Here is a 13005-nt window from a genome sequence, read left to right on the forward strand (position 1 = left end):
GGATGAGTGAGTCGACCACCCCCGGGACGCGGTCCACCGCCGAGGTGCCGCCCACCGGCCCCGCGCCGGCCGCTTCCCCGGCGCAGGACCCGGCGACAGGGCCGGCCACTCCGGAATCCGCGGTGGCCGCCCTCGCGGCGGACGGACCCGGGGCGCCGTTCCTGATCGGGGTGCGCCACCACGCGCCCTCGCTGGCGGCGGCCCTCCCGGCACTGCTGGACGCGGCGGCCCCCGACGTCCTCCTCGTGGAACTCCCCGCCGAGTTCCAGCCCTGGCTGGGCTGGCTCGCCCACGAGGAGACGGAGGCCCCGGTGGCGCTGGCCGCCGTTACCGCCGACGGGCCCGGGCCCGACTCGCCGGGCGAACGGGGGCCTGCCTTCTACCCGTTCGCGGACTTCTCACCCGAACTGGTCGCTCTGCGCTGGGCGGCGGCGAACGGGGTCCCGGCGGTGGCCTGCGACCTGCCGCTGGCCGACCGGGCGTGGGCGGGGGGCGGTCCGGACACCCCCGCCCCCGTCCCGGGCGCCGACTCGGCACCCGTACCGGGGGAGGGGCACGGGCTGTCCGCCGCGCTCCGGTCCCGGCTCACCGGCCGGGACGGCGAGGACCTGTGGGACCGGCTGGTGGAGGCCCTCGCGCCCGGTTCGACACCCGAGGCACTGCGCCGCGCCGCCCTGCTCACCGGCTGGGCACTGCGCCACGAGGCCGAGGCGCGGGGCGGGGTGCACGGCACGGACCTGGCGCGCGAGGCTTGTATGCGCGGACATGTCGCCGAGGCCCTGGCGAGCGGGCGGCGGCCCGCCGTGGTGGTGGGAGCCTTCCACACCCCGGCGCTGCTGCCGCCCGCCGCCGGGGCCGCCGGTGACGGCGCACCGGACACGGACGGCCAGGTGAACGGCGCGGCCGGGCCGGAGGCCTGCACGGTCTCCCTGGTCCCGTACACGTACCCGCTGCTCGACTCGCGGTCCGGCTACCCGGCCGGGATCCGGGACCCGGAGTGGCAGCACACCGTCCTGGACGCCGCCGGGGACCCGGCCGCGCTGCACGAGGCACTGGTCCGCACCGCGGTCCGCGTCTGCGCCGCCCTGCGGGAACAGGGCCACCCCTACGGCCCGGCGGACGGCCGTGAGGTCGTCCGGGTGGCCGGTGACCTGGCCCGTCTGCGCGACCTGCCCGCCCCCGGCCGCGGTGAACTCCTGGAGGCCGTGCAGACGGTGCTCGGGCGCGGCGAGACCTACGGCACGGGCCGCGCCGTCGCCCGGGCCCTCGAACGCGTACTCGTCGGAGCCCGCACCGGACGCCCCGCCCCCGCCGCCCCGCGCGGCGGACTGGGCCCCGCCGTCGAGGCCGAGGCAGCGGCGCTCTCCCTCCCCGGCCCGCAGGACACGCACGAGAAGGAACCGCGCGACCTCCGGCTCGACCCCGCGCGCTCCACCCTGGACCGGCGCCGCGAACTGCTGCTGCGCAGGCTGACGGTGTGCGGCATCCCCTACGCGCAGGAGCGGGAGGTGACCGGCGCGGCGGGCACGGAAGGACTCACGACGCGCTGGCAGGTGCGGTGGACCCCGGCGACGGCCGCGATGCTCACCGCGGCCGGGGTCCGCGGCGTCACCCCGGCCCAGGCGGCCGAGGGCGTACTGCGCCAGCGGCACGCGGCCGAGCGCGCGGAGGACGGACCGACGGCCGCCCAGGTCGTCCGCGGCCTCACGGAGGCCGCCGAGTGCGGGCTCCCGGCCCCGGCCGACGAACGGCTGACGGAACTGGCCGCCGTACTCCCCGCGAGCGGCACCCTTCCCGAACTCCTCGCAGGGCTCGACCTGCTGGATCGCCTCGACGCCGGTCACCTGCCGGGCCTGACCACGCCCGACGACGCCTCGGCCCCGGACGCCACCGCATCCGCCCGAGCCGCCCGCACCGCGAGCGCGGCCGAACTCCTGACCTCGGCAGCGGTGCGCCAGGTCGACGGCCTGACCGGCTCCGAGGAGCCCGAGGACGCCCGCGCGCTGCTCGAACTGGCCCAGCGGGCCGACCGGGTCGGCGGAATCCGGCTCACCGACGCGCTCGCCCGGCTGGCCGCCGACGGCACCCCGTTGATCGCCGCGGCCGCCGGAGCGGTCAGGGTGCTCACGGGCCACGAGGAGGCCGAGGCCTTCGGGGGGCGCGTCGCCTCCTGGGTGGACGGAGCCGTGGACAGCACCTCCCGGGCCGCGCTCACCGCCCGCCTCACCGGCGTCCTGACAGTGGCGGGCCCGCTCCTGACCGTCGGCGCCGGCGCCCTGGACCCGTTGCTGCACCGGGTCGTCGAGATGGACGACACCGCGTTCCTGGCCCGGCTGCCGGCCCTGCGCGGGGGCTTCGACACCCTGAGCCCGGCCGCCCGGGACCGGCTGCTGGACACCGTCGAGGAGCGGCTCGGCGAACGGGTGGACACCCTCGACGCTGACGATCCGGCCGAGCTGGCCCGCCGGACGGCCGCCGACCTCGCGGCCCGTGAGCTCCTGACCGGCCTCGGCCTGCCCGTCCCGCCACCCGCGCACGACGACCGGTTCCCACCGCTGTCCGGCCACCCCGGCGCAGCGCGCCCCACCGTCGCACCGGCCACCGCACCCTCCACCGGGGCCACGCCCGAGCGGACCCTCGCGCCCGCCGACCGGTGGCGGCTCGTGCTCGGCCGGCGCCCCGACCGGCTGCCGTCGGGCGCCACCCGCCTGGCGACCGCTCTGGACGAGCTCTACGGCGCGGGACACGGCGAGGGATCCCGCGGCGGCCTGCCCGGCTCCGGAGCGCGCGGCGGCCGGGAGCCGTCGTTCCCCGGTGTCCGCGAGTGGTCCGAGGAACTGGCCGCACTGTTCGGCCCCGGCGTCCGCGAGGAGGTCCTCGCCGCCGCGGCCGTGACAGGGCGGCAGGACGTCCTCGCCGAGCTCGACCCGTCGGCCGTCACCCCCTCCGTGGAACTGCTCCGGACCGTCCTCCGGTACGCCGGCGGCCTCCCCGAAGCCCGCCTCGCGGCGCTCCGGCCCCTGGTCCGCCACCTGGTCGAGGAACTGACCCGGCAGCTCGCCACCCGGCTGCGCCCCGCCCTCACCGGCACGATGCTGGCCCGGCCCACCCGCCGCCCCGGCAGCCGGCTGGACCTGCCACGCACGCTGCGCGCCAACCTGGCCACCGCCCGCCGGACGGCCGACGGAACGGTCCGGGTGATCCCCGAGAAGCCGGTGTTCCGCAGTCGCGGCCGCCGGTCGGCCGACTGGCGCCTGATCCTGGTCACCGATGTCTCCGGATCGATGGAGGCGTCCACGATCTGGTCCGCGCTGACCGCCTCCGTGCTCGCCGGGGTGCCGACGCTGAGCACCCATTTCCTGGCGTTCTCCACGGAGGTCGTCGACCTCACCGGCCATGTGCACGACCCGCTTTCCCTCCTGCTGGAGGTGAGCGTGGGCGGGGGCACGCACATCGCCGCCGGGCTGCGGCACGCCCGCAGCCTGATCGCGGTGCCCACCCGCACCCTCGTCGTCGTCATCAGCGACTTCGAGGAGGGCGCGCCGCTCGGCGGACTGCTGGCCGAGGTGCGGGCCCTGGTGAACACCGGCTGCCACGTCCTCGGGTGCGCGAGTCTCGACGACGCCGGCCGGCCCCGCTACTCGACGGGCGTCGCCGGGCAGCTCGTGGCCGCAGGCATGCCCGTGGCGGCTCTCAGCCCACTCGAACTGGCCCGCTGGATAGGGGAGAAGACCGCATGAACGCCGCCGAGCTGCCACCCGTCGCGCCGGAGGTCACGGCCACGCTCGTGGAGGACCTCTCGCCCCGGCTGCGCAAGCGGCTGGACGCGACAGTCACCAAACTGGCCGCCCGCCCGAGGCACCGCGACGGGGACACGGTGACGATCGCGGTCGACGACGAGACCGAGTTGCGCCTGTACGCCCCGGGCGGTGTGGTGGCGACGGCGGACGCCATCACCTGCGGTTGCCTCCTCGCCCCGGCATGCGCCCATCGCGCGGCCGCCGCCTGCGCCGCCCCCGCGGCGGACCCGGTGCCGGAGCCCGCCGGTGGGCCCACCCCGGCGGTTCCCGATCCCGCCTCCGCAACGGCCCCCGACCCCGAACCCGAACCCTCGCCCGAGGGGGCGAGCCCAGCCCAGCGTGCCGCGGCCGACGCCCTGTGGTCGGCGGGCGCCGCCGTGCTGGAGGCCGGCGTCGACGGGGCCGGCGCCGTCACCCAGTCGGCGCTCCTCCGCGCCGCGCACACCGCGCGGCTCCGGCACCTGCCGCGCGCCGCGGGCGCCGCGCTGTCCGTCGTCACGCTGCTGCGCGCGGCCCGCACCGGAGACCCGTCCTACCGCACCGCCGGTCTCGTCACTGCCCTGGCCGAACTCCTGGGCACCGCACACCGAGTGGGGAGGGCGTCCGGGGCGGAGCTGGCCGCCGTCAGGGGCCGCGAGCGCCGCCCGTACAGCCCGGACGGCTCGCTGCGCCTGTACGGCCTGTTCACCGAACCCGTGGTCACCGACTCGGGGCACGGCGGCGTGCGGACCTGGGTCGTCGGATCGGACGGCCGCCTCTGCACGGTCGGCGACGTGGCGCCCGGCGGCGTCGGGCGCGCCCTGGGGGTGGCCGACCGGGCCGTACGCCTGGGGGACAGCGCGCTCACCCACCGGGAGCTGGGCCGGGCCGGCCTGGCGGTCTCGGGGGCGACGGTCTCGCCGGACGGCAGACTGGGCGCCGGGAAGGGCGTCAAGGCCGTCACCGCCCGGGGCGCGGCATGGACGGAGCCGCCGCTCGCCGCCCTGTGGGAGACGCCGCCGTCCGAACAGGCCGCCCGCGCCCTGCGGTCCACTTCCCGCTACGCGGACCCGGACGGCGGCAGCGACCTGCTCTTCCTCGACGTCGAACTCCTCGGCGCGGTGCGGGAGCCGGGCGGCACCTGCCTGCTCGCGCTGTGCGAGGGAGGCGTCCCCGTCCGGCTCGCCGTCGCCGACGACGATCCCGCGCTGGCCCACCGCGACAACCTGATGCTGCTGGCCACGGCGCCGGGGACACGGCTGAGGATCATCGGCCGCCTGGTGCCCGCCCTCCATCCCCGGCTCACCCTGCTCGCCTGCTCGCACCCCACCGGCGAGGGCACGGTCGACCTCGGCCTCGACCGCCTGCGCCGCGCCGACCTTCCGGATCCGGCCGCCCCCGTGCATCCCGCCCCGCCACAGCCCGGAGGGTCGGGCGCGCACTCGCCCCTGCACCTCCTGGAGCGCCGGGTCGAACAGACGGTCGCGGCGGGCCGCGCCGCCCTCGGCATGCTCGGCGATGTCACCGCCGATACCCACCGCGTCCGCCGCGCGGGCCTCCCCACGGCCGCCGGACTCCTCACCGCCCTGTGCGCCTCGGCGGCCCGACGCGAGCGTGATCTCTTCGGCCGCCTTCTCCCCGCGGACACCGACGGCTTCGCCACCTGCTGGCTGACCGCCGCCCGCTACACGGCCGCCGTGGCCGAGTCCCTGTGCGTGGCAGCCTGGGAACCGACGGGGGAGGGGCCGGACGCGTCGCCGTCCGTCCCGGACCAGGGGCCGGGACGGGCAGTGGCGTGAACCGCTCGGTACCAGTGGTCGCAGGTCCGGTTCCCGTCCGGTCCGCCGTACTCCTCGACACCGGCGCGACAGGCGTTGACCGGTCCGGCCGTCCGCGTGTTCGCCGTCCTGGGACGGCGTGGGCCAGGGATGACTTCCCGTCCCTGATCCCGAGCCCGAAGTGCCACTGGCTGCCGGCCTTCCGGCTCTGCATGTGCCGCGGGGCTGCGCCGGCCCTCCGATCCCTGCCATGGAACTCCCGGCGACCCGCCTGAAGACCAGGGGCAGGGGGGTGCCCGACCTGCGGTGATGGTCCATGGACAGAGTCGCGCGTGCGGGTCCCGGCCGCCCGGCCGGAGGGCTGCCACCGGGCTCCGCCCGCCCGGCCGCGCCCCCGTGGCTCACCTCTTGCGGCCGCCGCGCCGGGGGCCGAGCAGCAGCCAGAGCAGATACGCGCCTCCGGCGCTGAGGGTGACGACGCCGGTCGGGAGCTGGATGGGGGCGAAGGCGTGCGCGGCGACCCAGTCGGCCCCGGCCAGCAGGAGGGCACCGGCCAGGGCTGCACCGGGCAGACTGATGCCCGGGGTGCGGCGGTACAGCAGCCGGGCGATCTGCGGTGCCGCGAGGGCCACGAACGCGAGGGGCCCGGCGACCGAGGTGGCGACGGCCGTGAGCGCCACCCCCACCGTCGCGAGGAGCAGCCGTCCGCGTACGACCCGCGCACCGAGCGCGGTGGCCACGTCGTCGCCGAGTTCGAGGACCCGCAGGGTGCGGACGAGGAACGGGGTGACCAGGGCGAGCGGTGCGAGGGCCATCAGGGCCGGGACGGCGTGTTCCCAGCCGAGCGCGTCGAGACTGCCCGCGGTCCACTGGGCCGCACGGGCGGCCACGGCCGTGTCGGCGCCGTACATCAGCCAGGTGTTGACCGAGGTGAGGATCGCGCTCACGGCGATGCCGGTGACGACGAACCGGGTGCCGGCCGTGGAGCGCCTGCCGCCGAGCGCGTACACCAGGGCAGCCGTGGCGAGCCCGCCGACGAGAGCGCCGAGTGCGGTCCGGGTATGGCCGGCGGCGCCCGTGAGGAGCACGGCCAGGGCACCGGTCGAGGCGCCGGTGCTGAACCCGATCACGTCGGGGCTGCCGAGCGGGTTGCGGGTCAGGGTCTGGAAGATCGCCCCGGACAGTCCCAGGGCTGCCCCGAGGGCCAGCGCGAGGAGGGCCCGCGGCAGGCGCCAGGTGAGGACCACCGTGCTGGTCAGCGGATCCCCCTGCCCGGCGAGGGCGCGGAGGACATCGGGTACGGGGACGGGTATGTCGCCCGCTGCCAGCGAGGCGATGAGCACGGCCACGCCCAGCAGCGTCAGTGTCGGCGTGGTGGCGGGAGCCCGGTGCCGGGGCCTGCCCCGGGAGCGGCGGACGCCGGGGACAGCGGTCGTCCGTGCGGTGGTCGGGGGGCCGGTCACCGGATACGCCCTTTCCGGGAGTGGAGCAGCAGGAGGAGCAGCGGTGCTCCGAGGAAGGCGGTGACGACGCCGACGGGGAGTTCGCCCGGCCGGGTGACGAGCCGAGCGGCCACATCGGCGGTCAGCAGCAGGACGGGGCCGGCGATCAGTGAACCCAGCAGCAGGCGCCGGGTGCCGGGGCCGATCAGAGGCCGCAGCAGGTGGGGGACCATCAGTCCGAGGAACGACAGGGGTCCGGCCAGTGCGGTCGCCGAGCCCGCGAGCAGGGTGATCGCGGCGATGGCGACGGCCCGGGTGAGATGGGTGCGGGTGCCGAGGCCCTGCGCCAGTTCCTCGCCCATCGCCGCCATGTCCAGACCCCTGGCGACGGTCAGGGCGGCGATCAGCCCCACGGCGACGAAGAACGTGAGGAACGCGGTCGTGCCGGGCGCGATCCCGGTCAGGGTGCCGGCGCTCCAGGCGCGCATGGTGTCCAGAGTGCGGGGGTTGAGCAGGGTCAGGGCGGCCTGGATTCCCGAGAGGACCGCGCCGATCGCGACCCCGACGAGGACCAGCTGCCCGGGGTGACGGTTGTCGGTGGCCGCGGCGACGAGGACGATCAGCACGGTTACGGCGGCGGCCCCCGCGAAGGCGGACCAGACGGTGGCGGTGACGCCGGTGGACCCGGTGAGCGCGACGGTGAGGGTGACGGCGAAGCCGGAACCGCTGCTGACACCGAGCAGCCCGGGATCACCGAGCGGGTTGCGGGTCACGGCCTGGATCAGGATGCCCGCGGCGCCGAGCGCGGCCCCGGCGACGAGCCCCGCCGCCGTACGCGGCACCCGGACCTCCCGGACCAGCGTGATGACGTCCGCCGGGCCGGTGTGGGCGAGCCCCTGGACGAGCTGATGGACTCCGACGGTCCGTGAGCCGAGCGCCACACTGGCGGCGGCGACGAGCAGCAGGATGCCGCACCCGGCCCCGGCGAACGCGAGGACGCGGGAGCGGGGCCGGGGCGCGGGCGGGGTGGAAGCGGTCATCGGGCGGAGGCGGCGGTGGCGAGGGTGGCACGGAGTTCACCGATGAGCCAGGGCACGGCGGCGGCGTTCGGGGACTGGAGCGCGGTCGCCGCCTCGATTCCGAGCGGCAGATACCGGTCGGACTTGACGATCCGGAGCCCGGACACGACGGGGTCGGACTCGAACTTCTCCTGGAGCGCGCCGCTCTGGTAGGTCATGAAGAGGACATCGGCGCGGTCGTACAGGGCAGCCCGTTCGTAGCTGACGTCGACGGCGCCCGGTACGGAGCCCTTCCCCTCCAGGTTCGCGACGGCGGGCAGCGGGGTCAGGCCGAGCCGGTTCATGAACCGGGCGGTGGCGTTGGTCTCCTCGGTGATCATCACGGCGAACCCGTCACGGGCCTGGCCGTACAGATACGTCTTTCCCGCCAGGCCGGGCAGGTCGGCCTTGAGCTTCTCCACTGCTCGGTCGGCGGTGTCGAGGACCTTCCGCGCCCCCTGCTCGTCGCCGAGGGCACGCCCGATCCGCAGGGCCTCCTCGGTGGCGTCCGCCCCGTAGAGCTGCTTCTCGTAGGTGACGACGGGCGCCACGGTGGACAGGCGCTTGTAGGTGGGCTCGTCGAGGGTGAACGCGGTACTCGCCAGGATGAGGTCCGGCCTGAGTCCCGCTATCAGCTCGGTGTTGATGTTCATCGGGTCGAGCCAGGTCACGGAGTCGTCGAGCGGCTCGGTGTAGGGGAGGTTCTCGTTCCTCGTCTCCCCGCTGAGGCTGCCGTAGCTCTTGACCGCGCCGACGATGCGCGCGCCCAGGGCGCCCGCGACGGCGGTGTCCGCGTAGCCGAGGGTGACCACGCGCCGGGGCGCGGCCGGGACGGTGGCCGTGCCCCAGGCGTTGACGAAGGTGGCGGGGAATCCCTTGCTCGTCCTGCTCGCGGCGTCCGGGGCGGCGGAACTCTCCGTGCTCCTGGTGGCGGAGCAGCCGCTCAGGGCGATGGTGGCGGCGAGCAGAGCTCCGAACAGCGGTGTCCACGGGCGGAAGGGGCGGGGCATGGTTCTCTCTTTCGCAAAGGGTCGTGTCCGCGTCAAAGGCAGGTGTGTGCAGCAGGCGCGGCGGTACGGGGTGTCGGCGGCGATGATGCGCCGATGCCGTCACGTGTCACCGCTCGTGACCAGCCCCGGCGTCACGTGAGCCTAGCCTTACCTCGCAGATATTTATACATGTACGGTAAGGTAATGCTTACTTCTTCGGGATCCGGCATCGGACGCGCACTGCACGGCTCGGTCGCACGTCTCGTCACAGGGATCGGCTGCGCGGCGCTCGCCGCCGGGGCGGGAGTCGCACTCCTGGCCGCGGTCGTCGAGTTCGTCCGCGCCCCGGACCTCCGATGGGTGTGGTGGGGCGCCCTGGCCCTCGTCGCGGCGGGGGCCCTGAACTCCCTGTCGTCCTGGCTGGCGCACGGCGCGGAGGCGGAGTTCGAACACCGGCTCCGACGCATCCTGGCGGCCCATGTCTCCCGGCTGCCCACACCCGCACTGGCCCGGCTCGGCGCCCAGGGCCTGCGCACCCGGCTCGACGGCGACGTCTCGGCGCTGCACCACGCGGTGGCCCATCTGCCCGGCGAGATCGCGACCGTGCTGATCGCCCCGCTCGCCGCGCTCGCCCTGCTGGCCGGATACGCCGGTCCGACCGGGCTCCTCGCGCTCGTGCCCGCCGCCCTGGCCGCCGTGTTCCGCCTGGTGGTCATCCCGCGGCGGTCACGGCGCTTCGCGGCGGACCAGGGACGGACCGTCGGCCGCATCGTCACCGCCGTCGACGACATGGTCCGCGGCGCGGTGATCACCCAGGTCCACGGCGATGAATCCGGTGCCTCGGCCCGCTACGCCACCGCGACCCGGGAGTTCGGGCACGGGTTCCGGACCTGGGTCGGGCGGGTCGCCACCCCGGCGGCGGTGGCCACCGCGCTGCTCCAGCCGAGCGTGACCCTGGTCGCGGCGTTCTGCGTCGGCCACCGGATGCCGGTCTGGCAGCTCACCGCCGTCTGCGTCTTCGCCCTCGCCGCCCTCGCGCCGGTCCTGCGCCTCGGCCACGGCCTGGACTATCTCGGCGCCGCCCGGGACGCGGCCCGGCGCATCGGCGCCCTGCTCACCGAACCCCTGCTGCATCCCGGTCCCGCGGAGGACGGGCCGGCACCACAGGACGAAGCCGCCGGTGCCACCCACGCGGCCGGGGACCCGAAGCCGGCACCCGTCCTCGCGGCGGTCAACGTACGGGAGGGCGGACGGCGGCTCGTCGGCCCGCTGAACCTGACCATCACACCGCACGCGGTCACCGCGGTGACCGGTCCCAGCGGTTCCGGCAAGACCACCCTGCTGCGCCTGCTCGGCCGGGGCACCGACCCCGACGACGGCACGATCGGCCTGGGGGACACGTCCTACCGGGACCTGCCGCTGGAATCGATGGCACGACGCGTCGCCACCGTTCCCCAGTCGCCCGGCGTCCTTCCCCGGAGCGTCCGCGAGAACCTGTTGCTCGCCCGCCCCCACGCCACCGATCCGGAACTACGAGCGGCACTGGCGGCCACGGCCCTGGACGTCCCGCTCGACGCCCCGGCCGGACCGCTGTCCGGCGGGGAGCGCCAACGCCTCGCCCTCGCCCGCGCGCTGCTCACCCGGGCTCCGGTGCTCGTGCTCGACGAACCCACCAGCGCCCTCGACCCCGACACGGCGGAGGCCGTCATGAACACCCTGCTCGCCCTCCCCGGCCGCACCGTCGTGCTGGCCACCCACGACCACGCCCTCGCGGCACGGGCCGACCACCGCATCGTCCTGGAGCACGGGGAGGTGGTCGCGTGAGGACCGCGCTCGGTGCCACGGCCGTACGGCGCGTACGCGTCGTGGCGCTCGCCTGGACCTGTGTCACCGCCCTCGAAGCCACGGCCGTCGCGCTGCTCGCGGCCACCCTCGTACGCGGAACACCCCTGGGCTGGGCGGTGGGCACCGTCATCCTCGTGCTCGGCGCCACGGTGCTGGTCTCCCGGGGCGGCTACCTCGCCGGGGCCGCCCTCGCCACCGACCTGTACCGTCGGCTCGGCCGCGCCCTGGTCCGGCTGCCGCTGGGCTGGTTCACCCATGACCACCGGGCGCTCGCCAACCGGATCGCGGGCGAGGGCGTGCCCCGGCTGATGGGAATCCCCGCGCACCTCGTGGAACTCCTCGTCCGCGGCGTACTGACCCCGCCGCTCGTCGTCCTCGGCCTCGGCATCGTCGTCGGCCGGACCCACGCCGCCGCGCTGCTCGGCCTCCTCGCGGTCTCGGGCACGGCGCAGGCGGTCGCCCAACGGGCCCTCGCCCGCACGGACGCGCACCGCCGGAACGCCCGCGCGGACTCGACCGAGGCACTGCTGGAATTCTCCGAGCACCAGGAGCTCTACCGCAGCGTGACCGGAACCGCCGGAGCGGTCCGCCGGCTCACGGACGCCTGGGACCGCGAGTACGCCGCACTGCGACGGCTCAACGCCGTCAGCGCCCCGGTGACCTTCGTATCGGCACTGGCCACGGCCCTGCCCACGGTCGGGATGCTCGCCCTCTGCGTCGCGCTCGACGCCCCCGCTCCCACGGCGTTCGCCGTGCTCCTGCTGACCCTGCGCGCCGCGGCCCCGGTCGATGAACTCGCCCTCCTCGGGGTGACCCTCGGCGACACCCGCGCCGGGATCGACCGGTACGCCTCGCTCGTGACCGTGCCCCCGCTGCCCGAACCGCCGCACCCGCGCCCGCTGCCGGACGACACCGGCCTCGGCATCGACCGCGTCGCGTTCGCCCCGGCGCTGCGCGAGGTGTCCCTGACCATGCCCGCGGGATCGACCACCGTGATCACCGGCCCGACCGGCAGCGGCAAGTCCACCCTGCTGCAACTCCTGCTGCGGGGCGACGACCCGGACAGCGGACACGTCACCCTGGGCGGCACCGATCTGCGGCACCTCTCCACGGCGGACCGGCTGCGCCGCTTCGCCGTCCTTCCCCAGGAACCCACGCTCTTCGACGGGACGGTCGCCGACAACATCCGCGTCGGCGACCCGGAAGCCGACCCCGCCGCGCTGCGCGACGCGGCACTGCGCGCGGGGCTCGGCCCTCTGCTCGACACCCATCCGGACGGCCTGGACCTCCAGGTCGGAGCCCGCGGAACCGCGCTCTCCGGCGGCGAACGCCAGCGCGTCGCACTCGCCCGCGCCCTGCTCAGGAACGCTCCCGTCCTGCTCCTCGACGAACCTACCGCCGCGCTCGACCCCGCCACCAGCGCCCATGTGACGGCCACGGTCAACGCTCTCGACTGCACCCGCGTCGTGGTCACCCACCACGACCCCGAACGCTGGTGCCCCGACCGGACCGTCCGTCTCGTCGACGGCCGCATCACCGACCCGGACAGCTGATCTCACGGCCACGCGGTCGTACGGGCGGCGCCGATCCCGGCCGGGGGAAGCCGCCGGCCGGGCACCGCGGCCACCGGCCGGCGTGCTCCAGCGGTACGTGGCCGTCGCCCGTGAGCCGGCCGACCACCGGCCCTGGACCGACGCCCGCCACCGGCGCCGACACGGTCGAAGAGACCGCCGACCCGCTGATGGCCAAGGACCTCGGGCCGGCCGCCGAAGCAGCCCGAGCCGGTGGCGTGCACGCGGAACCCGGCCCGAGGGCAGCGGAGCTGTACGCCGCCCACGGGCTTTCACGCCTCCCGACGATCGGGGCCCACCTGCCCCGCCCGCCCCACCTGCCCCGGACCGAGCGGTTCACAGGCCTCGCGAAGATCACTTGCCGGTGACGAGGTCCGGGACTGCGCCGATGTCACGTCCACGCCAGCTCCACGAAGTACGCAACGGTCTCCAGAAGATGCACGCTACTGTCTCCAGCATTTGACACCACCGCCGAAGATCCCCGAGGCGCCGGCAATGGTTCCCGGACGGGCCGGCCCGGCATCCTGCGCGACGTAGGGCCCG

General features: G+C 75.9%; 7 protein-coding genes. 4 read left to right on the forward strand and 3 right to left on the reverse strand.

What is annotated here, in order from left to right; all coding sequences use genetic code 11:
- The first annotated feature begins 2 nt into the window (after positions 1–2).
- Together ABT170_RS27605 and ABT170_RS27610 are read left to right on the forward strand one after the other, a co-directional pair.
- Entirely contained in the window at positions 3–3740 is a 3738-nt protein-coding gene (locus tag ABT170_RS27605) for a vWA domain-containing protein (protein ID WP_351871783.1), read from the forward strand.
- The gene (locus tag ABT170_RS27610) at positions 3737–5578 is read left to right on the forward strand and encodes a hypothetical protein (protein WP_351871785.1); all 1842 of its coding nucleotides are present in this window, start codon (positions 3737–3739) and stop codon (positions 5576–5578) included. Before ABT170_RS27605 ends, ABT170_RS27610 begins: the two co-directional genes overlap by 4 nt.
- 380 nt (positions 5579–5958) lie before the next feature.
- Here the strand turns inward: ABT170_RS27610 and ABT170_RS27615 are convergent, their stop codons facing one another.
- The 3 genes from ABT170_RS27615 to ABT170_RS27625 are packed head-to-tail and all read right to left on the reverse strand — an operon-like array spanning position 5959 to position 9067.
- Positions 5959–7020 (reverse strand): FecCD family ABC transporter permease, encoded by a 1062-nt coding sequence (locus ABT170_RS27615; RefSeq protein ID WP_329947113.1) that lies wholly within the window; start codon positions 7018–7020, stop codon positions 5959–5961.
- On the reverse strand, positions 7017–8039 hold the full coding sequence (locus ABT170_RS27620) for a FecCD family ABC transporter permease (RefSeq protein ID WP_329947112.1): 1023 nt from the start codon (positions 8037–8039) through the stop codon (positions 7017–7019). The genes ABT170_RS27615 and ABT170_RS27620 overlap by 4 nt, the downstream gene beginning before the upstream one ends.
- On the reverse strand, positions 8036–9067 hold the full coding sequence (locus tag ABT170_RS27625) for an ABC transporter substrate-binding protein (protein WP_351871788.1): 1032 nt from the start codon (positions 9065–9067) through the stop codon (positions 8036–8038). Before ABT170_RS27625 ends, ABT170_RS27620 begins: the two co-directional genes overlap by 4 nt.
- Before the next feature lie 183 nt (positions 9068–9250).
- Between ABT170_RS27625 and ABT170_RS27630 the strand changes: the two genes are divergently transcribed.
- Together ABT170_RS27630 and ABT170_RS27635 are read left to right on the forward strand one after the other, a co-directional pair.
- On the forward strand, positions 9251–10870 hold the full coding sequence (locus tag ABT170_RS27630) for an ATP-binding cassette domain-containing protein (RefSeq protein ID WP_351871791.1): 1620 nt from the start codon (positions 9251–9253) through the stop codon (positions 10868–10870).
- Positions 10867–12444 carry an ATP-binding cassette domain-containing protein gene (locus ABT170_RS27635; RefSeq protein ID WP_351871793.1) on the forward strand — a complete coding sequence of 526 codons (1578 nt, stop codon included), beginning with the start codon at positions 10867–10869 and terminating at the stop codon, positions 12442–12444. Before ABT170_RS27630 ends, ABT170_RS27635 begins: the two co-directional genes overlap by 4 nt.
- Positions 12445–13005: the final 561 nt, after the last annotated feature.

Source organism: Streptomyces sp. NPDC001787, from assembly GCF_040297465.1.
Taxonomy (GTDB): Bacteria; Actinomycetota; Actinomycetes; order Streptomycetales; family Streptomycetaceae; genus Streptomyces.

What these genes read in the sequence shown, in the direction of transcription:
- ABT170_RS27605 (WP_351871783.1), top strand. Translation starts at nt 3, where the DNA reads ATGAGTGAGTCGACCACCCCCGGGACGCGGTCCACCGCCGAGGTGCCG.
- ABT170_RS27610 (WP_351871785.1), top strand. Translation starts at nt 3,737, where the DNA reads ATGAACGCCGCCGAGCTGCCACCCGTCGCGCCGGAGGTCACGGCCACG.
- ABT170_RS27620 (WP_329947112.1), bottom strand. Translation starts at nt 8,039, where the DNA reads ATGACCGCTTCCACCCCGCCCGCGCCCCGGCCCCGCTCCCGCGTCCTC.
- ABT170_RS27625 (WP_351871788.1), bottom strand. Translation starts at nt 9,067, where the DNA reads ATGCCCCGCCCCTTCCGCCCGTGGACACCGCTGTTCGGAGCTCTGCTC.
- ABT170_RS27630 (WP_351871791.1), top strand. Translation starts at nt 9,251, where the DNA reads ATGCTTACTTCTTCGGGATCCGGCATCGGACGCGCACTGCACGGCTCG.